Here is a 24,007-nt window from a genome sequence, read left to right as displayed (position 1 = left end):
CCTCTCACAGGAGCTCGCCATGTCTGTCTCCATTGCTGCCGCCGACCAGACCGTTTGTGCCCCGCTGCCCGTTCTGGGCCGAGATGTCACCGTCCCGCTCGTCACCGGTGGCGAGGTCACCTACGCCGCCCTCGACTACGCCGCCAGCGCCCCGGCCCTGCAGCGGGTGTGGGACGACGTGGCCGCGTACGCCCCGTACTACGGCAGCGTCCACCGCGGCGCCGGCTACCTCTCGCAGCTGTCCACCGACCTCTTCGAGAACGCCCGCAGGACCGTCGCCGATTTCCTCGACTGCCGGGACGGCGACCAGGTCGTCTTCACCCGCTCCACCACCGACTCGCTCAACCTGCTCGCCGCCACCCTTCCGGCCGCATGCCAGGTCTTCGTCTTCGAGACCGAGCACCACGCCTCGCTGCTGCCCTGGCGGGACGCCCGGGTGACGTACCTGAACGCCCCGCGCACGCCGGGTGAGGCCGTCGCGACCCTGGAGCGCGCGCTCGCGGACCGGGATCCGTACGGTCCGGCGCTGGTCTGTGTCACGGGCGCGTCCAACGTCACCGGCGAACTGTGGCCGGTGCGTGAGCTCGCCGCGGCCGCCCACGCGCACGGCGCGCGCATCGTCCTCGACGCCGCGCAGCTGGCCCCGCACCACCCGGTGTCCGTCCGTGACCTGGACGTGGACTGGGTCGCGTTCTCCGGTCACAAGCTGTACGCGCCCTTCGGGTCCGGCGTCCTGGCAGGCCGCTCCGACTGGCTGCGCGAGGCCGAGCCGTACCTGGCGGGCGGCGGTGCCAGCCGCAAGGTCAGCCGGCGCGAGGACGGGGGAGTGGACGTGGAGTGGCACGAGAGCGCCGCCCGTCATGAGGCCGGGTCTCCGAACGTCATCGGCGCCTACTCGATCGCCTCTGCCTGCAAGGCGCTGACCGAGGCCGGGTTCGACACGCTGGTCGCCCGTGAGCGGCACCTGATCGACACGGTCCGCGCGGGGCTCGCCGAGGTACCCGAAGTGCGAGTCCTCTCCCTCTTCGGCGACGACGCCCCGCGCGTCGGCGTGATCTCCTTCGTCGTCGAGGGGTGGAACAGCTCGCACTTCGCCGCCGCGCTCTCCGCCGAGTACGGCATCGGCGTGCGCGACGGTCTCTTCTGCGCCCACCCGCTGGTGCGCACGCTCCTCGGCAGCGATCCGCAGGCCCAGGGCGAGTGCGGTGCGCCCGAGGCCGCGCCCGGCGAGAAGTCCCTCAACGCCATCCGGGTCAGCTTCGGGGCGGGGACGCCAGACGAGCACGTGGAGCGCTTCGTGCGAGCCGTGAAGGAACTGGTCCGGGACGGTGCGCAGTGGCAGTACCGCACGGAGGACGGCCGCTGCGTCCCGGCCGTCTGAGGGTCTCTCGCCCCGCCGCCCCTACCTGTCCCGTATCTGTCTTTCGGCTGCGGGCCGGTGGGGGCCGGTCGCGCGGTGCCCCGCCCCTACGGGGGCGCAGCCCCCAGAAACCCCCTAGCCGTCCAGGCCGATGGCGAACGCCGCTTCCAGGTCGTGCTGTGAGTACGTACGGAACGCCACGTGCGTGTCCGTCGCCTCGACGCCCGGGATCTTGCTGATGCGGCCGGGGATGACGTCCGCCAGGTCCTCGTGCTCCTTCACCCGGACCATGGCGATCAAGTCGTACGTACCGGTGACGGAGAAGACCTCGCTGACGCTGTCCAGCGCGGCGATCGACTCGGCGATCTCGGGGATCCGGTCCACGCTGGTCTTGATGAGGACGATCGCGGTGATCACGGCTGGTTCTCTCCCTCGGGGGCCGCTGCTGAGGCTCTCACCCTACTCGCGGTCCAGCTGGCCCGGTTGTTCTGCCGGGGGTCCGGCGGTTGCCCCCCGAGAAGGCGTAGCGGTCGTACGGCCGAATCGGACCCAGGCGTAGACGAACCCCAGGGAGAAGCCCACCAGATGGGCCAGATAGGCCACCCCGGGGCCCGAGGTGCTGCGACCGGCCGCGAGCCACTGCAGGGCCGCCCAGAACGGCAGCACCACCCAGGCGGGAAAGCGCAGCGGCAGGAAGAAGAGGAACGGGAAGAGACTGGTCACCCGGGCCTTGGGGAACAGGTACAGGAACGCGCCGAGGACCGCGGAGATCGCCCCGGAGGCGCCGACCAGGGACTGCGGCGACTCGGCGTTGGCGGCCGCGTAGCCGAGCAGGGCGAGGTAACCGCAGCCCACGTAGAAGAGGGCGAATTCCACGTGGCCCATGCGTTCCTCGGCCATCGCCCCGAAGACGTAGAAGAACAGCATGTTGCCCAGGAGGTGGAGCCAGCTGCCGTGGATGAACAGGGCGGTGGCAGGGGTGAGCGCCGCGCGGGGCGCGCCGTCGAAGAGCTCGGTGGGCACGACGCCCCAGCGCCGGAAGTAGGCCCGCTGGGCGACCAGCAGTTCGTCCCCGGTGCCGTACGTCGGGTTGAAGCCCGCCGCCGGGCCGATCACGAAGATCAGGCAGCACAGGGCGATCAGGCCGTAGGTCACCGGCGCCGAGTGTCCTCGAATCGCTCTGCCGACCGTCGTACTCCAGTTGCTGATCATGGTGCAGAGCATGGCGTAACGGGAGGCATGCCGACAGATCGCCTCGCCGCCGTGGACGGCCGAGCGTCGGGTACCCGCCAGGCCGTAGGGTTACGAGCCACACGCACCAGGGAGACTGGCGCTGGACGGACACTAGAAGGAAAGCGACTGCCACATGACGGTTCCCCTGCCGGACGCCAAGACTCGCTGGCGCTGCACGCTCTGCGGCAACCTCACGCGTTTTGACGTGACCCGCTCCTCGAAGGTCGTCGAGTATGTGCATCTCGACCTGGCCGGAGAGCCGAAGGTCGAGGAGCGCGAGGTGGTCAGTGAGACCATCGAGTCGGTCCGCTGCCGCTGGTGCAACGCCGTGGACCAGGTGGAACTCGTGGACAGGCCGGGCGCCGGCTCCTGAGGGAGCGGGCCCCGCACAGATATTGGGGTGACGGATGGTGGAGACCACAGGCGGGGAGCCGGACGACGGCACCGCTGAGGTGCTCGATCGTCCGCTGCCCGATGGTGTGCGGAGAAGAGTCGTACAGATCGTTTCCGACGGGTTCGGTGGGTTGACCGTCGCTGAACTTCCTGCCCAATTGCGGCAGTACGCCCGGTTCACCCCCAATCGCCGGGCCAAGTTCGCCGGTAACGCCATGGCCGCGGCCCTGGAGACCGACCCGCTCTTCAGGCAGCGCATCGCCGAGAAGCTGAGAGAGGCTCAACCGGAGCTCGCCGGAGCCCTCGACTCGCTCGCGCCGCCCCCGGCCGCGGATCCGCTGGACGTGGCGGCCGCGGCCTATGTGCTGCGCCCCGCGGGCTGGGTGAAGCTGGTGACCGCCGCGGGCGAGGAGGCCCTGCGGGCGGACGCCGAGCGGGCCGGCGAGGAGAGCCGGGCCGAGCTGGAGCGGCTGCGCGAGGAGCTCGCGGAGGCCCGCGGCCAGACGAAGGTCGAGACCGAACGGCTGCGCACGGAGCTGGAGTCGGCGAAGAAGGAAGCCGAGTCGCTTCACCGCAAACTGCGCGGCGCCCTCAGTGACGTCAAGCGCGGTGAGGCGGCGCTGCGCAAGCTCCAGGCCGAGATGGACGCCGTACGGGCGGAGGGGCAGGTTCAGGTCTCCGCCGCCGAGAGCGAGACCCGGCGGCTCAAGGCGCGCCTGGGGGAGGCCGAGGCGGCCCTGGAGGCGACCCGGCGGGCGGCGCGCGAGGGCCGCAGTGTCGAGGACATGCGAGTGCGGCTGCTGCTCGACACCGTGCTGGAGGCCACTCAGGGGCTGCGGCGCGAACTCGCCCTGCCGCCTGTGTCGGTGCGGCCTGCGGAGACCGTCGATGCGGTCGAACCGGGACGGATGACACCAAAAGACATCGCCGCCCGCGCCCTGTCCGAACATGACCCGGCGATCCTCGACCAACTGCTCGCGCTGCCGCAGGCGCATTTGGTGGTCGACGGCTACAACGTCACCAAGACCGGCTATCCGCAGATGCCGCTGGAGAAGCAGCGCCTGAGGCTGCTGGGGCAGCTCTCGCAGCTCGCCGCGCAGACCGGCGCCGAGGTGACGTGTGTCTTCGACGGGGCCGAGCTGGCCGCTCCCGTGCTCCTCGCGCCGCCGCGCGGGGTGCGGGTGCTGTTCTCCAAGGCCGGTGTCACCGCTGACGAGTTGATCCGTCAGCTGGTCCGCGCCGAGCCCCCCGGGCGGCCGGTCATCGTGGTCTCCACCGACCGCGAGGTGGCCGACGGCATCGCCAAGGCGGGTGCGCGGCCGGTCGCCTCGGTGGTGCTTCTCAAGCGCTTTTCGCGCGGTTGACCATCTGGGCTGTACGCCTCATAGGCAACGTAAGTCCCATGCGTAACGTCCGGGCGAGATGCCCGAATTGGCGAAACCTTCACGCAACGTAGTGTCAGGCGCGCATTACTGCATGTGAGTTGTCGGCAAAGAATGCGCTCGGTGACCGAGATTTTTCCGATGAGGATTTGAACTGATCACAGGAAGGTCACTAGGGTCAGGCCTCGAACCTCCGCTCGGGTGATCACTCATTGGGAGTGACGGCGGAGGGGCACCGCCCGTCGGCGCATTCGGCAGGCGGCTGGAGGAAGAAGGAGCTCGCCTTCGTGGCGTCCCACCGTCGACCCAAGCAGCCGAGCCGCACCCGTGTGACCGTGCTCACCACCGCCGCCGCCGCTGCCGTGGCCCTCAGCGCGAACGTCGCCAACGCCGCGCCGAGCGAGAAGCCGAGCAAGGACGAGGTCAAGGCCAAGGTCGACAAGCTCTACGAGGAGGCCGAGAAGGCCACCGAGAAGCTCGACGGGGCCAAGGAGAAGCAGGCGAAGCTGCAGAAGGAAATCAGCGCCCTGCAGGACAACGTCGCCCGCGGCCAGGAGGAGCTCAACGAGCTCCGCGACGGCCTCGGTTCGATGGCCAGTGCCCAGTACCGCACCGGAGGCATCGACCCCTCCGTGGCTCTCTTCCTCTCCTCCGACCCGGACACCTACCTCGACAAGGCGTCCACGATGGACCAGCTGAGCGCTCAGCAGGTCGAGGCGCTCAAGAAGGTCCAGGAGAAGCAGCGTTCGCTCGCCCAGCAGCGCAAGGAAGCCTCCGACAAGCTCAAGGACCTCGCCGACACCCGGGCGGAGCTGGCCAAGAAGAAGAAGGAAGTCCAGGCCAAGCTCGGCTCGGCCCAGAAGCTCCTCAACACCCTGACGGCCCAGGAGAAGGCGGCGCTCGCGGCCGCCGAGCAGGAGCGCGCCACCCGGGCCAGCGAGCGCGTCGACCTCGGCAACAGCAAGGGCTCTGGGCGCGCCGGGGCCGCCTTCTCCGCCGCGCAGAGCAAGATCGGCTCGCCGTACGTCTACGGCGCCTCCGGTCCCAGCTCCTTCGACTGCTCGGGCCTCACCTCATGGGCGTACGCCCAGGCCGGTGTCTCCATACCGCGCACCTCGGAGGCCCAGGCCAACGCCGGTACGCGCATCTACTCGCAGAGCGCTCTGCAGGTCGGTGACCTCGTCATGTTCTACGGCGACCTCCATCACGTCGGTCTGTACGCGGGCAACGGCCAGGTGCTGCACGCCCCGCACACCGGTGCGGTCGTCCGCTACGAGTCGATCGGCAACATGCCCTTCCAGTTCGGCGTCCGGATCTGACGCACGCCCGCTGAGCCGGCCCTCGCCGCACCGCCCAAACGGGCGAATTGCGGCAGCTTCCGCTGACCCCACGCCCCGTCGGTGACCTGCGTCTCCGGCGGGGCGTCACGTTGTGCGCCTCCAGGGGACTTTGGCCGGTGCGTAGTCGCAGGGCTACTGTCTGGCGCGTTTCCCCCAACTCCGGGGGACCGTCAGCGGAAGGGAGAGCGGCTACTCGTGGGGTCCCATCGCCGCCTTGCACCGTCCGGCTTCGACCGGGGCGCCGGCGCCGCCGGTTTCGCCGTCTGCGTGATGTCCGCCACGGCAGCGGCACTCGGCGCCCTGCCGGCCGCCGCAGCACCGCAGGACGACACCCGGGCCGAGGTGGACCGCCTGTACGCACAGGCGGAGAAGGCCACCGAGGCGTACAACAAGGCCGACGAGCGCGCCGACTCGCTGCGCGAGGAAGTCGGCACGGCACAGGACGAGATCGCCCGGCAGCAGGAGCGCATCAACACCATGCGGGATGCTCTCGGTTCGCTCGCCGGGGCCCAGTACCGCTCCGGCGGCCTTGATCCCTCCCTCGCGCTGCTGTTCTCCGACGACCCGGCCGACTACCTCGACAGGGCCGCCGCCCTGGACCGGATCACCGCGCACCAGGCCGGTGAACTCAAGGACCTCCAGATCGCCATGCGCGACCTCGCCCAGAAACGCGAGGAGGCCGCCGGCAAGCTCGCCGACCTGGAGCGCAGCCGCAAGGCCGTCGCCCAGAACAAGCGAACCGTCGAGCGGAAACTCGCCAAGGCGCGGCAGCTGCTCAACTCGCTGCCGGACGCCGTGCGCGCCGCCTACGACCGGGCCTCGCGTTCCGGACGCGCCGACATGCCCGACCTCGGGGGCGCCGTCCCGTCCTCGGCCCGTGCGGCCGCCGCCGTCGCCGCGGCCCGCTCGGTGCTAGGCCGGCCGTATGTGTGGGGTGCCAACGGGCCGGGAGGCTTCGACTGTTCCGGCCTCATGCAGTGGTCGTACGCGCAGGCCGGAGTCGGTCTGCCGCGCACCTCGCAGGCCCAGCGGTACGCCGGACACCAGGTACCGCTCTCCCAGGCGCGACCCGGCGACCTGATCGCCTACCGCTCGGACGCGAGCCACATCGCGATGTACATGGGCAACGGTCAGGTGATCCACGCGCCCTACCCGGGCGCTCCGGTCCGCTACGACCCGGTGGGCATGATGCCGATCTCGTCCGTGACGCGGGTCTGACCCCTGGGCGAAGCCGCCGTACGATCGGGAACGTGGCTGGTCGAAGGCGTGCGTCGAGAGCGGGACTCTCCCTGGTGCTGCTGCTCGCCGTGCTCGTCGGCTGCGGTGGCCGGGCCTCGTCGGACACCGTGACGACCGAGGTGCAGCGCGTGCTCGACAAGCGGGCGACGGCGGTCCTCGACCGGGACGAGTCGGCGTACCGGGCCACCGGGCCGGCGGCCGGCACCGACGCCGAGTTCGGGAATCTGCGCGAACTCCCGCTGGCGTCCTGGTCGTACCACCTCACCTCCCTGCACCGCTCGGGCGATCGGGCCACGGCCGACGCGGAGCTGCGCTACCGCATCAAGGGCTACGACGCCGCGCCCGTCACCGCGGCCCGCGCTCTCCGCCTGACCCGTAGCGCGGGGACCTGGCACGTCGCCTCCGACGAGCCCGCCGAGAAGGCCAGTGAGCAGCTGTGGGAGCAGGGCGCCGTGACGGCCGTACGGGGTGAGCACAGCCTCGTCCTGGGGGTCGGGCAGACCGGTGAGCGTCTGCGCGCGTTCGCGGATCTCGCGGACCGCGCCGTGCCCGCCGTGTCGGAGGCGTGGGGCACGGACTGGTCGGGGCATCTCGTCGTGCTCGTGCCGAAGTCGCTGGAGGGCATGGCCGGGTTGCTCGGGGCGCCGGCGTCCGGCTACCGGGGGATCGCGGCGGTCACCACAGGCGAGGCGGGTGGCTCGGCGCGGGCGCCCGCGGACCGGATCATCGTCAACCCCGACGCCTACGGCGTCCTGGGCGACTTCGGCAAACAGGTCGTGCTCACGCACGAGGCAACGCATGTCGCCACCCGGAACCACACTTCGGCCGGCACGCCCCTGTGGCTCTCCGAGGGCTACGCGGACTGGGTCGGCTACCGCGGCAGCGGGCGGACGGCCGCGCAGGTCGCGCCGGAGCTGGAGCGTGCCGTCGTGGACGGACATGTCCCGGCCGCGCTGCCGGACGACAAGGACTTCGGCTTCTCCGGGGACGCGGCGCGGCTGGCGCGGGCGTACGAGGGCGGCTGGATGGCCTGCCGGCTGATCGCCGACCGCTGGGGCGAGGTCCGGCTGAACGACTTCTACCGGGCGGTGGGCGACCACCAGAAGCGGGCCGGGGCAGTCGAGGGCGCGCTGCGGGACGTGCTGCACACGACGCCGGAGAAGTTCACCGCGCAGTGGCGGGACTACCTCCGGGCTCAACTCGGCTGATTCTGCTGTACAGGGGCAGGGATCAACTCCGCTGATCGAGCTGGGCGATCGCTTCCGTGAGCCACTTCCGCTCCGCCTCGCCCGTCGCCCGTGCGACCCGCAGCATGCCCTGCCGGAAGAGGTCGTCCGTCTCCTCCGCCCGTACGGGCTTGCCGTCCCGGTAGAAGAAGCTCGCGGGCGTGTCCAGGAACTCCTGGCGGCGGCGTAGCACCGCGGCCTGCTCCCGGGGGTCGGGGAGGTGGCGCAGGAACGCCAGCAGCGTGTTGAAGCGCACGTGGTCGGTGATCTCGGCCTGCTTGGGGTGGCGCAGCCGCTCCAGGAGCTCCTCGCGGCCCTTGTCGGTGAGCGACAGGATGCGGCGCGGGGCCGCGCTGCTGCCCGGCTCGGTGTGCTGGTCGAGCTTGCCCGCGGCGACCAGGCGGGTGATCGCGGGGTAGAGCGCGCCGTCGCTGACCGGGCGGACGTGGCCGCTGAGGGCCTTGATGCGCTCCTTCAACTCGTAGCCGTGCAGGGGCTCTTCGAAGAGGAAACCGAGGATCGACAGCTCCAGCATGCGGCGGCTCCGTGGCGGTTGCGGGTCTCTTGACCGCATGGTACCTCTTATCGAGCTACCTCGAATCGAGGTAATCCAAAGCGAGGCAGTCGTGGAACTCGTGCCTGGGGAGTCATGCGTGAACGCCCACCGAAAACAGCTCATATCTCTCGCCCACCCCGTCTACTTCTCTCTGCTCGCCTCCGTCGCCGCCGGGATCATCAACACCGTCTGGGTCTCCCGCCTCGGCGGAGCCGCCGTGGCCGCCGTCGCCGTCGCGACCAACACCGAGAACGTGCTCCTCGGCGTCGCCCTGGTCTTCGCCTCCGGGACGACCGTCCTGGTCTCGCACGCCAGGGGCGCACGGGATCCCGGGGCGGTCCGGGCGGCCGTACGCGGAGGATGGGCGCTGTGCGCGGCGGTCACTCCGGTGGTCGCCGTGGGCGGGTATCTGCTGCGCGAGCCGCTGGCCCGGCTCGTGCTGGGCGGCGACGGGCGCGCCCTGTCGCTCGCCGTCACCTACTTCGCGATCTCCCTGCCGGGCATCGCCGTCTTCTTCGCCCAGAACCTCGTCGACGGGATCCTGAAGGGCACCGGTGACACCCGCACGCCGATGCGCCTCGCCCTGCTGGCCAACGGCCTGATCCTCGGGCTCGACCCGCTGCTCATCCATGCGTACGGCGTCGAGGGCGCCGCTGCCTCCACGGTGCTGTGCCGCTGTGCGGCCCTGGCCGTGGGGCTGCGCGCACTGCGCAGGAACGCGCTGCTGCGGGAGGCGGCGGTCGTCCTGCCCTCGGAGGCCACCGGTGCGGCACTGCGGCGGACCCTCACCACCGGGCTGCCGATGTCCGCCGACTTCACCGTGCGGCAGGGCGGAGCGCTGGTCCTGGTCGCGATCGTGGCTCGGCTCGGCGTGACGGCCGTGGCCGGGTACTCCATCGCGTACAAGGTCATGTACGTCGCGACCATGGCGTTCTACTCGGTACGGCAGGCCGCCGCGATCCACACCGCGCACACGCGGGGCGCCGGCGGGGACGAGCGGGGCGCCATCGGGCGGCAGGCCGTGCTCGTCTCCGCAACGGTTGGCGTGCTCGCCGCCTCGCTGCTCGGTCTCCTCGCCCCGTGGATCATGCGTGCCTTCGGCGCCGGACCGGGGGTCGCGCACGAGGGTGTGCTGTTCCTGCGTTGCGTCGGGCCCTACCTGTTGCTGATGGCGTGCTTCATCGCGCTCGGCGGGGTCTTCGACGGGAGCGGGGGAGCGTCGCTGCTGCTACGGGTGACCGTGGTCGGTACGGCGGTCCAACTCCCGCTCGCCCTTGCCCTGTCGGGGCTCGGGCTGCCCGGGATCTGCCTCGCGCTGGCGCTGTCCATGGCGGTGCAGTGCGCCGCGCTTGTCGTGTGGGCCCGGCGTCACGAGGACGCCAGGCGCTCCTTCGCGCGGGTGGCCTGAGAGGGGAGTACCGCGGCCGGTTCGGAGATCGTGCCCCGCCACAGCTCCAGGGCGGCGAGCAGCGTGGCGATCACCAGAAGGCCGTTGCGCGCGAAGAGGAGGGTGACGCCGAGCGTGTCGCTGGACACGACGTGCGAGAACCAGAGCGGGAACTCCAGGACGGTCACGAAGCACGCGGCCAGCACCAGAACGACGGACAGGGTCATCCGGCTGCCGCGGAAGCACAGGCAGACCGCGGCGAGCCCGACCAGCCAGACCATGTACTGCGGGCTGATGACCCGGCTGGTGGTCGTGAACATCAGCACGCCCACGAACGCGGCGTCGGCGAGCGTGTGCGGCAGGAACCGCTTGGCGCACAGCCGCCACAGCAGCAGCCAGCCGAGGGCGACCGCGGTGAGCACCAGGGCCGCCGTGCTCACCACATCGACGTACGGGCCGAGGAACTCCACGGAGCCGTAATTGAGCAGCACCTGGCCGTTCCAGCCGTGCTGCCGGGCCACGTGGAAGACGAGGGAGCCGAGCGACTCCACCTCGGTGCCGCGGTTGCGCTGGAAGGTCAGGAAGGAGAAGGCGCCGGGCATCGCCATGGCGAAGAGCACCGCGATCCCCCCGGCGGTCACCGCCGCCGCGGCCCACGCGCGACGCCGGACGGCCCCGACGAGCAGCAGCACCGGCCACACCTTCAGCATCGCGCCGAAGCCCACCAGCACCCCCATCACCCGCGGATGGCGGGCCCCCGCGAGCAGCGCCGCGACCGCTACGGCCGTCACCATCACGTCGTAGCGGGCGTACACGGTCGGCCCGAGCAGCGGTACGCCGATCACCCACACCCAGGCGCCGCGCATGGTCCTGCCGGAGCGCCGGCCCGCGTACTGGAGCAGCCCGAACACCACGAAGTCGGCGAGGAAGGCCAGCAGGTAGAAGGCATGCGCGTAGTCGAGGAAGGGCAGCAGGGCGGGGGAGAGGATCGGGAGCGCGGCGGCCGGCGGGTACTGCCAGGTGACGTCGTCGAGCGGGAAGGTGCCGTGTCGCAGGACCTCGTACCAGCCCTGGTAGATCACGGAGACGTCGCTCGTGACGTCCGGGCCGGGGAAGACATAGACCTTGTAGACGAAGAGCAGCAGCACCAGCCTGGTCAGGCCCCAGGTTGTCATGAGCGCGAGCAGTCCGAACGGGAACCTGGCCCCCCTTGCGCCCGTCATCCCCACCTGGCCCTCGTCCGTCCCGAACCCATGTGCTTCGCTGCCGTGTTTCTGCGGAGCCATGATGGCGCTCCGCCCTGTGCGCGAGCCATCAAGCACGGCCGTGCCGACCTGTGAGTATAGGTTCGATACTGTCGAACACGATGCACAAGACCCTGATCGTGACGAACGACTTCCCGCCCCGCCCCGGCGGCATCCAGGCGTTCCTGCACAACATGGCGCTGCGCCTGGACCCCGAGCAGCTCGTCGTCTACGCCTCCACATGGAAGCGTGGCCGTGAGGGCGCCGAGGCGACCGCCGCCTTCGACGCCGAGCAGCCCTTCACCGTCGTACGGGACCGCACGACGATGCTGCTGCCGACTCCGGGCGCCACCCGGCGTGCCGTGGGGCTGCTGCGCGAACACGGCTGTACATCCGTGTGGTTCGGGGCGGCGGCACCGCTCGGCCTGATGGCGCCCGCGCTGCGCCGGGCGGGCGCGCGACGCCTTGTGGCGACCACGCACGGCCATGAGGCCGGCTGGGCCCAACTGCCGGCCGCGCGCGGGCTGCTGCGCCGCATCGGCGAGTCCACGGACACGATCACGTATCTCGGGGAGTACACGCGCTCGCGGATCGCCTCCGCGCTGACCCCCGAGGCCGTGTCCCGCATGGTCCAACTGCCGCCCGGCGTCGACGAGAGGACCTTCCACCCCGGCTCCGGCGGTGACGGGATCCGCGCCCGCCTCGGCCTGACGGATCGCCCGGTGGTGGTCTGCGTCTCCCGCCTGGTCCCGCGCAAGGGCCAGGACACCTTGATCCTCGCCATGCCGCGCATCCTGGCCAAGGAGCCGGACGCGGTGCTGCTGATCGTCGGCGGCGGGGCGTACGAGAAGGAGCTGCGCACGCTTGCGTACGACACCGGGGTCGCTCAGTCCGTCCGCTTCACCGGGGCGGTGCCCTGGTCGGAGCTGCCCGCGCACTACGGCGCGGGTGATGTGTTCGCGATGCCCTGCCGGACGCGCCGGGGCGGCCTCGACGTGGAGGGGCTCGGGATCGTGTACCTGGAGGCGTCCGCGACCGGGCTGCCCGTTGTCGCCGGCGACTCGGGTGGGGCGCCGGACGCCGTCCTCGACGGTGAGACCGGCTGGGTGGTACGCGGCGGGTCGCCCGATGAGTCGGCCGACCGCATCATCACCCTCCTCGGAGACTCCGAGCTGCGCCGCCGGATGGGGGAGCGGGGGCGCGAGTGGGTGGAGGAGAAGTGGCGCTGGGACCTGCTGGCGGAGCGCCTGAAGGAGCTGCTCTAGCCGTCAGGTGGGGTGCCGCTTCGGGGCTTTCGGCGATCGCGGGTTGTCGTGGGCCGACCGCGCGGTTCCCCGCCCCGTCAGGGGCGCGAGGAACCGCGCGATCAACCACGCACGGCCGGTCGGCAGAGCTGATGCCCCCGCCGCTAGGGCGGGAGGCCGGCCGCTGGGGCATCAGCCCCGATAAATCGCCTCGATCTCGCCGGCGTAGTCCTTGGCCACCACACTGCGCTTGAGCTTCAGCGACGGCGTGATGTGCCCCGACTCCTCGGTGAACTGGGAGGCGAGGATGCGGAACTTGCGGACCGACTCCGCCTTGGACACCGCCGCGTTGCCGTCGTCGATCGCGTCCTGGATCGCGGCGATCAGATCCGCGTCCTCGCGCAGCGACGCCGCGGTCGAGCCGGCCGGCTTCCCGTGCTCCTCGGCCCAGCGGCCCAGGAACTCCTCGTCGATGGTGACCAGTGCGCCGACGAACGGGCGCCCGTCGCCGACCACCATGCACTCCGCGACCAGCGCGTGCGCGCGGATGCGGTCCTCGATCACGGCCGGGGCGACGTTCTTGCCGCCCGCGGTGACGATGATCTCCTTCTTGCGGCCGGTGATGCGGAGGTAGCCGTCCTCGTCGAGGGTGCCGATGTCGCCGGTGTGGAACCAGCCGTCGGCGAGGGCCTCGGCGGTCGCGGCCTCGTTGTTCCAGTACCCCTGGAACAGGTGCTCGCCGTGCAGCAGCACCTCGCCGTCGTCCGCGATGCGGATCACGGAACCGGGCAGCGGCTGGCCGACCGTGCCGATCTTCGTACGGTCCCAGGGGTTGAAGGCGGTGGCGGCGCAGGACTCGGTCAGGCCGTAGCCCTCCAGGACCGTGAAGCCGATGCCGCGGAAGAAGTGGCCGAGCCGCTCGCCGAGCGGGGCGCCGCCGGAGATCGCGTACTCGCCGCGACCGCCCAGCACCGCGCGCAGCTTGCTGTAGACGAGCTTGTCGAAGGTCTTGTACTTGATCTTCAGGCCGAGCGACGGGCCGGAGGGGGTGTCCAGGGCGCGGCTGTACGCGATCGCCGTGTCCGCCGCCTTGTCGAAGATCTTGCCCTTGCCGTCCGCCTGCGCCTTGGCGCGCGCCGAGTTGTAGACCTTCTCGAAGACGCGCGGCACACCGAGGATCAGCGTCGGCCGGAACGCGGCCAGCTCGTCGGTGAGGTTCTTGATGTCCGGGACACAGCCCAGCTTGATCGGCGCCATCATCGGCGCGACCTGCACGAGCCGCCCGAAGACGTGCGCGAGCGGCAGGAAGAGCAGGACGGAACACTCGCCCGTGCGGAAGAGCGGGCGCAGCCGCTCCACGATGTTGCCGCACTCCGCGAAGAAGGCGCGGTGGGTGAGAACGCAGCCCTTGGGGCGGCCGGTCGTGCCGCTCGTGTAGACGATGGTCGCCGGGTCGTCGGCCTTGGCGAGCGAGCTGCGCTCCTCGACGGTGGCGTCGCTGACGTCCTTGCCGAGGCGTCCCAGCTCCTCCACACCGCCGGCCTCGATCTGCCAGACGTGCTTGAGGGCGGGCAGCCGGTCGCGCACCGACTCCACGGAGGCCGCGTGCGTGTCCAGCTCGACGATGCAGGCGGTCGCGCCCGAGTCGCCGAGGATCCACTGCACCTGCTCGGGGGAGCTGGTCTCGTACACCGGCACGGTGATCGCGCCCGCGCTCCAGATCGCGAAGTCGAGCAGCGTCCACTCGTAGCGGGTACGGGACATCAGGCCGACCCGGTCGCCCGGCTGGACACCGGAGGCGATCAGGCCCTTGGCGGCTTCCCGCACCTCGGCGAGGAAGGTGGTGGCGGTGACATCCGTCCACGTACCGCCCACCTTGCGGGCGATGACAGCTACGTCGGGATGCTGCGCGGCGTTTCTGCGGACGATGTCGGTCAGATTGCCGTCTGCAGGGACCTCGTACAAAGCCGGAAGGCTGAACTCGCGCAAGACTGCTGCTCCTCATAGGGCGCCGGCGCCACGACTCTGTGTGATGCGACGGTGCGGTCCAAGGCTCGGGCAGGTACTCAAGAGATCACTTGTTGAAATCCTGAGTACGACTGGACGGCCCGGACGTTACCCACCGGTACGGCTGTTTCGATAGGGGGTCCCGGCGAGATGTTCCCTGCGTCACACAGATTGGCGTTCCTTCGCGCACAGTAGTCCACGCCCTTCCTGACTAGCCAGTAACCGCAGGTCCGACCACCTCTATTCACGTTTGCCCCACAGGCCTACGCTTGATCGCCATGGCACCCACACCGGTCGGTAACCCGAGGACGCGCGTTCATGTGGTCAGTGACGTGCACGGCAACGCCCGGGACCTGGCCAGAGCCGGTGACGGCGCGGACGCCCTGATCTGCCTCGGTGACCTGGTCCTCTTCCTCGACTACGCCGACCACTCGCGCGGTATCTTCCCGGACCTGTTCGGCAAGGAGAACGCGGACCGCATCGTCGAGCTGCGCACCGCCCGCCGCTACGAGGAAGCGCGCGAGTTCGGCGCCCGGCTGTGGTCCGGCATCGGCACCGACCGGGCCGCCGCCATCGAGAAGGCGGTGCGCAAGCAGTACGCCGAGATGTTCGCGGCCTTCCCGACACCGACGTACGCGACTTACGGCAATGTCGACATGCCGACCCTGTGGCCGGAGTACGCAGGCCCCGGCACGACCGTGCTCGACGGCGAGCGCGTGGAGATCGGCGGCTGGGTCTTCGGCTTCGTGGGCGGCGGCCTCAGGACCCCCATGCGGACGCCGTACGAGATCGGCGACGAGGAGTACGCGGCCAAGATCGAGGCGCTCGGCGAGGTCGACGTGCTGTGCACGCACATTCCGCCGGAGGTGCCGGAGCTGGTGTACGACACGGTGGCGCGCCGCTTCGAGCGCGGCTCCCGCGCACTTCTGGACGCGATCCGGCGCACGCGCCCTCGCTACTCGCTCTTCGGCCATGTTCACCAGCCGCTGGCGCCGAGGATGCGGATCGGGGCGACGGAATGCGTGAACGTGGGGCACTTCGCGGGGTCGGGAAGGCCGTGGGCGCTGGAGTGGTGACGGTCCCGGCCCGCGCCCGGGCCGGACGCGGTGACGGCACGCCGTTCGGTGCGCGGTAGCCTTCACGCTGCACACACGTGCGCACCACCCTCCCTCACCGGACCGCATCTGGAGGAGCCACGGCGATGGCGGAACACACCAGCTCGAGCATCACGATCGAGGCGGCACCGGCAGACGTGATGGCGGTGATCGCCGACTTCGCCCGCTACCCGGACTGGACCGGCGAGGTGAAGGAGGCGGAGGTACTCGCCACCGACGAGCAGGGCCGCGCCGAGCAGGTGCGCCTCGTCATGGACGCCGGCGCCATCAAGGACGACCAGACCCTCGGCTACACCTGGACCGGCGACCACGAGGTCTCCTGGACCCTGGTCAAGTCCCAGATGCTCCGCTCCCTGGACGGCTCCTACATCCTCAAGCCCGCGGGCGCCGGCGCCACCGAGGTCACCTACCAGCTGACCGTCGACGTCAAGATCCCCATGCTCGGCATGATCAAGCGCAAGGCCGAGAAGGTCATCATCGACCGGGCACTGGCGGGCTTGAAGAAGCGCGTGGAGTCTGGGGAGAAGTAGGAGAAGCAGGGGGTCTCCCGTCGCCGCTGCGGGCATGCGTCCGCCGGCGGCGGCACGGGTGGGCACAGCGGCACCCCGCAGGTGCCGGTCACGCCCACCCCACCCCAGCCCCGGCCCCGGGTACTCGGCCCATGGCCTGGACCCCGGCCCCGCCGAGGCGCCCCGCCGGCACCGGTACCGTTCACCCCCATGCGCACCATCCTGATCACCGGCCAAGGCGGCACCGGCCGTACGACGGTCGCCGCGGCCACCGCGCTGAAGGCGGCCCGCGAGGGCACCCGCACCCTGGTGCTCGGCGCCGACCGCACGGACAGCCTCGGTGCCGCCCTCGGCGTGCCCACCGGCGCGACCCCCGTGGAGGCGGCCCCGGGCCTCACCGCCTGGCGCCCCGACGCCGCGGCCCGCTTCCGCGAGGACCTCACCGCCTTCCAGCAGCGCGCTCAGACCGCCCTGGACCTGCTCGGCGCCTCCCGCCTGGACGCCGAGGAGGTCACCCCCCTCCCCGGTGCCGAGGAACTCGCTCTGCTGCGCGCCCTGCGCGACGCGGCGATGTCGGAGCGGTACGACCTTCTGGTCGTGGACCTCCCCCCGGCCCCCCAGGCCCTCGCCCTCCTCGCCCTCCCCGAGGAACTCCGCCGCTATCTGCGCCGCCTGCTCCCGCCGGAGCGCCAGGCGGCTCGCGCCCTGCGCCCCGTGCTCGGCCGGCTCGCGGGCGTCCCGATGCCCGCGGAGTGGCTGTACGAGACCTCGGCGCGCTGGGACATCGAGCTGGCCGCGGTGGAGGCGGTCGTCGAGGACCGCGCCACGACCGTACGACTGGTCGCCGAGCCGGGCCCGGCCGGCACCGACGCCGTACGCACCGCCGCCACGGCCCTCGCCCTGCGCGGCCTGTCCGTCGACGCCCTGATCGCGAGCCGCGTCCTGCCGGGCGCCACGCACGACACCTGGCTGGCGGCCCTCGCCGCCCAGCAGCGCAAGGCACTGGACGAGTGGCAGGAGACGTACGCACTCCATGAGGTCCCGCACCTCGGCCACGACCCGCGCGGCATCCACGATCTCGCCGCGCTGCCCGTGCCCGGGGTCAACCAGGCACCGACCCCGGTCGAGTGGCCCGTCATCGACCAGCTCGCCGACGACGGCGTGCTCGTGTGGCACATCCCGCTGCCCGGCGCGATACGCGAGGAACTGGACCTCATCCGGCGCGGCGACGAACTCGTGGTCACGGCAGGGCAGTTCCGCCGTATCGTTCCACTCCCGTCGGCCCTGCGTCGCTGCACCGTGGCCGGTGCCGCGCTGCGCGAGGGCGAGCTCAGGGTCCGCTTCGCGCCGGATCCGGATCTGTGGCCGCGTACAAGATGACCGAGCCGTCCCCTCCTCGGGGCGGACACGCTGAACGGTGTACCCCGTTCGGGTAACGTCGAAGGCACGAACCGTAGGCAGGAGTCCGCCATGAGCGAAGAGCGCCCCACATCCGACGCCGCTCAGGAGGAAGCGGGCGACGAGGTGCGTGCCGAAGAGGCGCGCGCGACCGACGCCGACGCCTGGGCGAAGGCCTGTGCCGAGGACCTCGCGGCGGAGAAGGCCCGCCGCCGCGCCGCGTACGGCACACCGCCGGGCTCGGCCGCCGAGGAGCTGCGCAAGCTCGTCGACGCCGTCGCCGACAAGCTGTCCGGGCTCAACTCGCCGCTCTTCGGCGCGGTCGCCTCCGGCACGGCCCAGCAGATGGTCAACCAGGTCGTGCAGCAGGCCAAGGCCGCCGTCGAGCCGGTGATCGAGCGCAACCCGGACGTGTTCGACCACCTCGCGGCCGCCGGCTCCGAGCTGCTCGCGGCCTATCGCTCGGCGGTCGAGGCACAGGAACGACGCTGGACCACCCGGGACAAGGGCCCCCACGACGAGGGGACCGGTCCAGGGGAACACATCGACTTGGACTGAAGGCCCCTCGGGTACGGTTGGCCGTAGCGGGGCTCGACCGAAACTGAGGGATTCATGGGACTCACCATCGGCGTCGATATCGGCGGCACGAAGATCGCGGCCGGTGTGGTCGACGAGGAAGGCAACATCCTCTCGACCCACAAGGTGCCGACCCCCACCACGCCGCAGGCCATCGTGGATGCCATCGCCGCTGCCGTCGAGGGCGCGCGCGCAGGCCACGACATCGTCGGCGTGGGCATCGGTGCCGCCGGATACGTGAACCGCCAGCGTTCCACGGTCTACTTCGCGCCGAACATCGACTGGCGACAGGAGCCCCTCAAGGCCGAGGTCGAGGCGCGTGTGGGGCTGCCGGTCGTCGTCGAGAACGACGCGAACGCGGCGGCGTGGGGCGAGTACAAGTTCGGCGCGGGCAAGGGCCACCGGAACGTCATCTGCATCACCCTGGGCACAGGCCTCGGCGGCGGCATCATCATCGGCAACAAGCTGCGCCGCGGGCACTTCGGCGTGGCCGCCGAGTTCGGACACATCCGCATGGTGCCGGACGGGCTGCTGTGCGGCTGCGGCTCGCAGGGCTGCTGGGAGCAGTACGCGTCCGGGCGCGCCCTCGTCCGCTACGCCAAGCAGCGCGCCAACGCGACCCCGGAGAACGCGGAGATCCTTCTCGCGCTGGGCAACGGCACCCCCGACGGCATCGAGGGCAAGCACATCTCGGTCGCCGCGCGCCAGGGCGACCTGGTCGCGGTGGACTCCTACCGCGAGCTGGCCCGCTGGGCCGGCGCCGGCCTCGCCGACCTGGCCTCACTCTTCGACCCGTCCGCCTTCATCGTCGGCGGCGGCCTCTCGGACGAGGGCGAGCTGGTCCTCGACCCGATCCGCAAGTCGTACAAGCGCTGGCTGGTGGGTGGCAACTGGCGCCCGGTGGCCGACGTCATCGTGGCCCAGCTGGGCAACAAGGCGGGTCTGGTGGGCGCCGCCGACCTGGCCCGGGAGCCCGACCCGATCATGTGACCCGTCGGCAGCCGGCACGGCACGCGGTACGGCGGGCGCCGCCGTACCGCGTGCCGTGCCCTGTCCGGATGCTGGCATTCGATGTACCGGCACGGCTGCTTCTGTGCGTGGGCGAGTGCGGGTAGTCCCGCGTGTGCTCCGGCTGTCGTATCTTGATCGCCATGCCGACCAGCCCCTCAGCCAGTCCGCTGCCCAACTCCCGCACCGAAGCCGACGGTTCGGCCGTCATTCGCGTGCTCAGTTACAACATTCGGTCGATGCGCGACGACACCGCCGCTCTCGCGCGGGTGATCAGTGCCTGCGCACCCGACCTGGTCCTCATCCAGGAGGCCCCGCGCTTCTTCCGCTGGCGAAAGAAATTGGCCCGGCTCGCGGCGGCGTCCGGGCAGATGATCCTCTCGGGCGGTGCCCCGGCGTCCGGACCGGCGCTCCTCTGCTCCCTCCGGGCGACCGTCGAGCGCACCGAGGATGTTCTGCTCCCCCTCACGCCCGGCCTGCACCGCCGCGGCTTCGCCACCGCCGTCGTACGGTTCGGTGGCGCCCGGCTCGGCGTCCTGAGCTGCCATCTCTCGCTCCAGAAGGACGAGCGGTACGAGCAGGGCGGCATGCTTCTCGACCGCCTCGCAGGCCTCGACGCTCCGCACATGATCGCGGGCGGCGACCTCAACGAACGCCCCGACGGCCCCACCTTCAAGCGCCTGGCCGGCGCCCTTCAGGACGCCTGGGCGACCCGCCCGTGGGGTGCGGAGTACACCTCCACCCCCACCGACCCCCACCAGCGCATCGACGCGATCTTCGCCACGGAGGGCGTGGAGGTCCTGGGCTGCGGGGTGCCGCTGGGTCTCCCCGGCGTGACGGAGGCAGACCTGAGGGCGGCCACGGACCACTTGCCCGTGCTGGCCGCCCTCAGAGTGCCCGCGTCCTGAAGTGAGGTCAGACCACCGCGCCCCGCCCGGGATCGTCTCCGTCCTCGTCGTCGGTCTTCATGCGCGTCACCAGGGTGGCGAAGCCGCCGAGGAAGCCGCCGATGCCGAGGGTGGTGAGCCACCAGGTCATGTCCCAGCCGAGGAGGACGGCCAGCAGGAGCAGGACGGGGCCGCCGGTGACCGCGAGCCAGGCGAACTTGGCGGTGGTGTCGGCGGAGGGCAGCGGGGGCGGCTCGGGCGGTACGAAGTGGCCCTCGTCGTCCTCGTCGAAGTCGTCGTCGCTGGGCTCGGGCGCCTTGTAGTCGCGCGGGCCGCCGACACCGGGTGCGAAGGCGACCGAGCTGCCGAGGGGCTGGGCCGCGGAGGGCTTGTCCCCGGACCCGGACCCGGATCCAGATCCAGATCCGGTGTCGGACTCGGTGTCGCTCGCGTCGCCGTCGTTCGTCTCCGGCTCCAGGAGCGCCAGGTCCTCGACCGACTTGAACGGCTTCACGCCGGGCGGGTCCGGCGGCTCCTCGCCGTACCCGGCGACGATCGCCTGCCACGCGGCGTCCTCGTCGAAGGGCACGCTCTGCTCCTCGCCGAGGGGCTCACCAAGAGGCCCGTCGAGGGGCACGCCCTTCTCCTCGGAATCGCCGCGTTCCGCGTCGTGCTCAGCCACCGGAGGCCGTCCCTTCCTGCTGACCCACCTGACCCGCGTCGGACCCCTTGCCGACACTGGGCGCGAGCCGGGCGATGAACGCGTAGCTCTCCTCGAAGATCCGGTCCGCGTCGTGGTCCAACGTCGCAACGTGGTAGCTCTGTTCCAGCAAGATCTCCGACACGTCCGTGGACGACACCCGGCCGAGGACGCGCGCCGAGTCGGCGGGGGACACGACGTGGTCCTGGGGGCTGTGCAGCAGCACCATCGGCTGGGTGACCTGCGGCAGCTCGCCGTCGACGATGCGGCAGAAATTCCGCATCGAGTGCGCGGCGTGCAACGGCACCCGGTCGTACCCGAGCTCCTGCGACCCCTCCTTGGCGATGTCGCTCACGATGCCCTTCACGGACGGAACGAAGTGCCGGAGCACCGGGAGGGCGCGCGCCGACGGGCCGTGCACCCTGTTCAGCGGGTTGACGACCACGACGCCGCTGATCTCGTCACCGTGCTTGGCCGCGAGGCGCAGCGCCAGTGCGGCGCCCATGGAGAGGCCGAAGACGAACACCTGAGCGCACCGGTCCCGCAGCGCGCGCAGCTCCCGGTCCACCTCCGCGTACCAGTCCTGCCAGCCGGTGAGCTGCATGTCCTCCCAGCGCGTCCCGTGCCCCGGCAGCAGCGGCAGCGTGACGGTCAGGCCGCGCTCGGCCAGATACTCCGCCCAGGGCCGCAGCGACTGCGGGGACCCGGTGAAGCCGTGGCAGAGAAGGACGCCGACCTCTCCGCCCTCGCGGCGGAACGGCTCGGCTCCAGGAAGGACCGGCACCTTCGGTCTCCTGTTCATAGAGGCGGGCGAAACGGAACCCCCCGAGGCTTCGAGGCGTACTTCACCGTACGCGACCGCACTGACACCGACCAGGGTCGTCGGGTCCTTCGACAGTGCTCCGGGTTAAGGTCTGATCGACGACACAGGAGGCATTCGGTTGATCTACGGCGCAATGAAGTTTTCCATCGGAGGGCCGCTGAAGCTTGCCTTCAGACCCTGGGTGGAAGGCCTCGAGAACATTCCCGCCGACGGCCCCGCCATCCTGGCGAGCAATCATCTGTCGTTCTCGGACTCGTTCTTCCTGCCCGCGGTCCTCGACCGCAAGGTGACCTTCATCGCGAAGGCCGAGTACTTCACGACGCCCGGCCTCAAGGGCCGGATGACCGCCGCCTTCTTCAAGGGCGTCGGCCAGCTCCCCGTGGACCGCTCCGGAGCGCGCGGCGCGGGCGAGGCGGCCGTCAAGAGCGGTATCGACGTCATCGAGCGCGGTGAGCTGTTCGGTATCTACCCGGAGGGCACGCGCTCGCCCGACGGCCGCCTCTATCGCGGAAAGCCCGGCGGTCTCGCGCGCGTGGCGCTCGCCACCGGCGCGCCCGTCATCCCGGTCGCGATGATCGACACCGAGAAGATCCAGCCGCCGGGCAAGGTAATGCCCAAGCTGATGCGGCCGGGCATCCGCATCGGCAAGCCGCTGGACTTCAGCCGGTACGGCGGCATGGAGCACGACCGTTTCGTGCTCCGCGCGGTGACCGACGAGGTCATGTACGAAATCATGAAGCTCTCCGGCCAGGAGTACGTCGACATCTACGCGACGGCCGCCAAGCGGCAGATCGCGGAGGCGGCGAAGGCCGAGAAGGACGCCGAGAAGGCGGCGAAGGCCGCCCTCGCACAGGCCGAGAAGCAGGCGGCCAAGGAACAGGCCGAGAAGCGGGCCGCCAAGGAAGCGGGGCAGGCGGACAGGGAACGGTCCGGCTCCTAGACGCGTCCGTCAGGACGTGCGGGGGTGGGGTGGGGTGGGGGAGATGGCCAAGCGCGAGCGCGTGATGAGGATGTCGGTCGAGCAGCCGCTGTGGCGTGCGCTCTCCGCGTACCGCGTCCTGACGATGCTGTACGCGATCGGTCTCTTCGCCACGGCGTACGACAAGTTCGCCCGCCCCTGGGTGGCCGTCGCGTTCTACGCGCTGCTGTTCGTGTGGACGTTCGCGACCCTCCCCAGGGTCGCGAACGCGGCCAGTTGCACCAAGCGGTTCCTCGCCGCCGACCTCACCATCGCGCTCGCCGGCATCCTGCTCACCCGGGTCGCCGACGCCTCCTCGCGGATCGAGACCGGCGGCCCCACCCTGCCGTCGATATGGACCGCGGGATCCGTCCTGGCCTTCGCGATCAAGGGCGGCTGGCGCTGGGCGGCCTTCGCCTCCACGCTGGTCGCGGCCGTCAACATCGTCGAGCGCGGCGCTCCGACCCGCGACACCGTCCACAACGTGATCCTCGTCTGGGTCGCCTCCATCGCCATCGGATACGTCGTCGAGGTCGCCCGCGCCTCCGAGCGCACCCTCGCCCGCGCCCTGGAGATCGAGGCCGCCACGCGGGAGCGGGAGCGGCTGGCCCGCGACATCCACGACGGCGTCCTTCAAGTCCTCGCCATGGTGCAGCGGCGCGCGTCCGCGCTCGGCGGCGAGGCGGCGGAGCTGGGCCGGATGGCCGGCGAGCAGGAGGTGGCGCTGCGCACGCTGGTCTCGGGCGGCCTGGTGCCCGTGTCCAGGGTGTCGGAGGACGCCGCGCTCGGTGCCGTCGTACGAGCCGTCGACGAACCGGACGACGAAGAAGGCCCCCTCGACCTGCGCTCACTGCTCGCCCCGTACGCCACCGCACGCGTGACCCTCTCCGAGCCCGGCGCGCCCGTACCGCTCGCCGCGGCTGCAGCCAGGGAGCTGGCCGCCGCTGTCGGTGCCGCCCTGGACAATGTCCGCAAGCACGCCGGCGCGGACGCCCGTGCCTGGATCCTGGTCGAGGACGAACCGGACGCGGTGATCGTGACCGTCCGCGACGACGGCCCCGGCATCCCGGAGGGCCGGCTCGCCCAGGCCGAGGGCGAGGGGCGGCTCGGGGTCGCTCTGTCGATCCGCGGCCGACTGCGCGACCTGGGCGGTACGGCCGAGCTGATCTCGGTCCCGGGCCAGGGCACGGAAGTCGAGCTGAAGGTACCGAAGGTTTCACGGGGGTAGGCGGAACGGCGATGACGCAGACGCGGGACGGCGATGACGGCGGAGCGGTGATGACGGGGACGACGGCGACGGCGATGACGGCGGAGCGGTGATGACGGGGCGACGGCGACGGCGGAGCGGTGATGACGACATGACGGCGGAGCGGTGATGACGGGGACGACGGCGACGACGATGACGGCGGAGCGGTGATGACG

The 24,007-nt window shown here is 71.2% G+C and carries 22 protein-coding genes and 1 pseudogene; 16 read left to right on the top strand and 7 right to left on the bottom strand.

What is annotated here, in order from left to right; genetic code table 11:
- The first annotated feature begins 19 nt into the window (after positions 1 to 19).
- Entirely contained in the window at positions 20 to 1,381 is a 1,362-nt protein-coding gene (locus IEY95_RS36280; protein WP_189190446.1) for an aminotransferase class V-fold PLP-dependent enzyme, read from the top strand.
- Between the two features lie 114 nt (positions 1,382 to 1,495).
- Here IEY95_RS36280 and IEY95_RS36275 read toward each other — a convergent pair whose 3' ends face one another.
- On the bottom strand, positions 1,496 to 1,777 hold the full coding sequence (locus IEY95_RS36275) for an Lrp/AsnC family transcriptional regulator (RefSeq protein WP_189190445.1): 282 nt from the start codon (positions 1,775 to 1,777) through the stop codon (positions 1,496 to 1,498).
- Positions 1,774 to 2,572 (bottom strand): annotated as a pseudogene (locus IEY95_RS36270) (rhomboid family intramembrane serine protease). Before IEY95_RS36270 ends, IEY95_RS36275 begins: the two are co-directional and overlap by 4 nt.
- Positions 2,573 to 2,726: 154 nt before the next feature.
- On the opposite strand from IEY95_RS36270, the gene IEY95_RS36265 reads away from it, so the two are divergent.
- The 5 genes from IEY95_RS36265 (at position 2,727) to IEY95_RS36245 (ending at position 8,155) form a co-directional block, all read left to right on the top strand.
- Positions 2,727 to 2,966 (top strand): hypothetical protein, encoded by a 240-nt coding sequence (locus tag IEY95_RS36265; RefSeq protein ID WP_037624014.1) that lies wholly within the window; start codon positions 2,727 to 2,729, stop codon positions 2,964 to 2,966.
- A 34-nt stretch (positions 2,967 to 3,000) separates the two neighbouring features.
- Positions 3,001 to 4,350, top strand: a complete 1,350-nt coding sequence (locus tag IEY95_RS36260; protein WP_189190443.1) for an NYN domain-containing protein — start codon at positions 3,001 to 3,003, stop codon at positions 4,348 to 4,350.
- A gap of 305 nt (positions 4,351 to 4,655) precedes the next feature.
- Positions 4,656 to 5,687, top strand: coding sequence for a C40 family peptidase (locus IEY95_RS36255; protein ID WP_189190442.1), 1,032 nt, complete (start codon positions 4,656 to 4,658; stop codon positions 5,685 to 5,687).
- A 216-nt stretch (positions 5,688 to 5,903) separates the two neighbouring features.
- Positions 5,904 to 6,926, top strand: coding sequence for a C40 family peptidase (locus tag IEY95_RS36250; protein WP_189190441.1), 1,023 nt, complete (start codon positions 5,904 to 5,906; stop codon positions 6,924 to 6,926).
- A gap of 32 nt (positions 6,927 to 6,958) precedes the next feature.
- Entirely contained in the window at positions 6,959 to 8,155 is a 1,197-nt protein-coding gene (locus IEY95_RS36245; RefSeq protein WP_189190440.1) for a hypothetical protein, read from the top strand.
- A 22-nt stretch (positions 8,156 to 8,177) separates the two neighbouring features.
- On the opposite strand, the gene IEY95_RS36240 is transcribed toward IEY95_RS36245, so the two are convergent.
- Positions 8,178 to 8,708, bottom strand: a complete 531-nt coding sequence (locus IEY95_RS36240) for a PadR family transcriptional regulator (RefSeq protein ID WP_189190439.1) — start codon at positions 8,706 to 8,708, stop codon at positions 8,178 to 8,180.
- Between the two features lie 118 nt (positions 8,709 to 8,826).
- On the opposite strand from IEY95_RS36240, the gene IEY95_RS36235 reads away from it, so the two are divergent.
- Complete coding sequence (locus tag IEY95_RS36235) at positions 8,827 to 10,137, top strand: MATE family efflux transporter (protein WP_189190438.1); 1,311 nt, start codon at positions 8,827 to 8,829, stop codon at positions 10,135 to 10,137.
- On the opposite strand, the gene IEY95_RS36230 is transcribed toward IEY95_RS36235, so the two are convergent.
- The gene (locus IEY95_RS36230) at positions 10,098 to 11,339 is read right to left on the bottom strand and encodes a glycosyltransferase 87 family protein (RefSeq protein ID WP_189190614.1); all 1,242 of its coding nucleotides are present in this window, start codon (positions 11,337 to 11,339) and stop codon (positions 10,098 to 10,100) included. The genes IEY95_RS36235 and IEY95_RS36230 overlap by 40 nt on opposite strands.
- A gap of 143 nt (positions 11,340 to 11,482) precedes the next feature.
- Between IEY95_RS36230 and IEY95_RS36225 the strand changes: the two genes are divergently transcribed.
- Complete coding sequence (locus IEY95_RS36225) at positions 11,483 to 12,625, top strand: glycosyltransferase family 4 protein (RefSeq protein WP_189190437.1); 1,143 nt, start codon at positions 11,483 to 11,485, stop codon at positions 12,623 to 12,625.
- 171 nt (positions 12,626 to 12,796) lie between these two features.
- Here the strand turns inward: IEY95_RS36225 and IEY95_RS36220 are convergent, their stop codons facing one another.
- On the bottom strand, positions 12,797 to 14,593 hold the full coding sequence (locus IEY95_RS36220) for an AMP-dependent synthetase/ligase (RefSeq protein ID WP_189190436.1): 1,797 nt from the start codon (positions 14,591 to 14,593) through the stop codon (positions 12,797 to 12,799).
- Positions 14,594 to 14,889: 296 nt separating this feature from the next.
- Here IEY95_RS36220 and IEY95_RS36215 point away from each other — a divergent pair, with 296 nt between their 5' ends.
- The 6 genes from IEY95_RS36215 (at position 14,890) to IEY95_RS36190 (ending at position 20,125) form a co-directional block, all read left to right on the top strand.
- Positions 14,890 to 15,687 carry a metallophosphoesterase family protein gene (locus IEY95_RS36215; protein WP_189190435.1) on the top strand — a complete coding sequence of 266 codons (798 nt, stop codon included), beginning with the start codon at positions 14,890 to 14,892 and terminating at the stop codon, positions 15,685 to 15,687.
- 125 nt (positions 15,688 to 15,812) lie between these two features.
- Positions 15,813 to 16,256 carry an SRPBCC family protein gene (locus IEY95_RS36210; RefSeq protein ID WP_189190434.1) on the top strand — a complete coding sequence of 148 codons (444 nt, stop codon included), beginning with the start codon at positions 15,813 to 15,815 and terminating at the stop codon, positions 16,254 to 16,256.
- Between the two features lie 189 nt (positions 16,257 to 16,445).
- The gene (locus tag IEY95_RS36205; protein WP_189190433.1) at positions 16,446 to 17,615 is read left to right on the top strand and encodes an ArsA family ATPase; all 1,170 of its coding nucleotides are present in this window, start codon (positions 16,446 to 16,448) and stop codon (positions 17,613 to 17,615) included.
- Positions 17,616 to 17,705: 90 nt separating this feature from the next.
- Positions 17,706 to 18,191 (top strand): DUF5304 domain-containing protein, encoded by a 486-nt coding sequence (locus IEY95_RS36200; RefSeq protein WP_189190432.1) that lies wholly within the window; start codon positions 17,706 to 17,708, stop codon positions 18,189 to 18,191.
- A gap of 54 nt (positions 18,192 to 18,245) precedes the next feature.
- The gene (locus tag IEY95_RS36195) at positions 18,246 to 19,199 is read left to right on the top strand and encodes an ROK family glucokinase (RefSeq protein WP_189190431.1); all 954 of its coding nucleotides are present in this window, start codon (positions 18,246 to 18,248) and stop codon (positions 19,197 to 19,199) included.
- 161 nt (positions 19,200 to 19,360) lie between these two features.
- Positions 19,361 to 20,125: an endonuclease/exonuclease/phosphatase family protein gene (locus IEY95_RS36190; protein ID WP_189190430.1), complete on the top strand. Its 765-nt coding sequence runs from the start codon at positions 19,361 to 19,363 to the stop codon at positions 20,123 to 20,125.
- A gap of 7 nt (positions 20,126 to 20,132) precedes the next feature.
- Here the strand turns inward: IEY95_RS36190 and IEY95_RS36185 are convergent, their stop codons facing one another.
- Both IEY95_RS36185 and IEY95_RS36180 read right to left on the bottom strand, forming a co-directional pair.
- Positions 20,133 to 20,786, bottom strand: a complete 654-nt coding sequence (locus tag IEY95_RS36185; RefSeq protein ID WP_189190429.1) for a hypothetical protein — start codon at positions 20,784 to 20,786, stop codon at positions 20,133 to 20,135.
- Positions 20,779 to 21,588 (bottom strand): alpha/beta hydrolase, encoded by an 810-nt coding sequence (locus IEY95_RS36180; RefSeq protein ID WP_189190428.1) that lies wholly within the window; start codon positions 21,586 to 21,588, stop codon positions 20,779 to 20,781. Before IEY95_RS36180 ends, IEY95_RS36185 begins: the two co-directional genes overlap by 8 nt.
- A gap of 172 nt (positions 21,589 to 21,760) precedes the next feature.
- Here IEY95_RS36180 and IEY95_RS36175 point away from each other — a divergent pair, with 172 nt between their 5' ends.
- Both IEY95_RS36175 and macS read left to right on the top strand, forming a co-directional pair.
- On the top strand, positions 21,761 to 22,567 hold the full coding sequence (locus tag IEY95_RS36175) for a lysophospholipid acyltransferase family protein (RefSeq protein ID WP_189190427.1): 807 nt from the start codon (positions 21,761 to 21,763) through the stop codon (positions 22,565 to 22,567).
- A gap of 43 nt (positions 22,568 to 22,610) precedes the next feature.
- A complete protein-coding gene (macS, locus tag IEY95_RS36170; protein WP_189190426.1) occupies positions 22,611 to 23,813 on the top strand; it encodes a MacS family sensor histidine kinase in 1,203 nt (400 codons plus the stop codon).
- Positions 23,814 to 24,007: the final 194 nt, after the last annotated feature.

Source organism: Streptomyces albiflavescens (assembly GCF_014645835.1).
GTDB lineage: Bacteria > Actinomycetota > Actinomycetes > Streptomycetales > Streptomycetaceae > Streptomyces > Streptomyces albiflavescens.
Note: the sequence above shows the minus strand (reverse complement) of the source record. Positions and strands in the feature narration are given on the sequence as shown.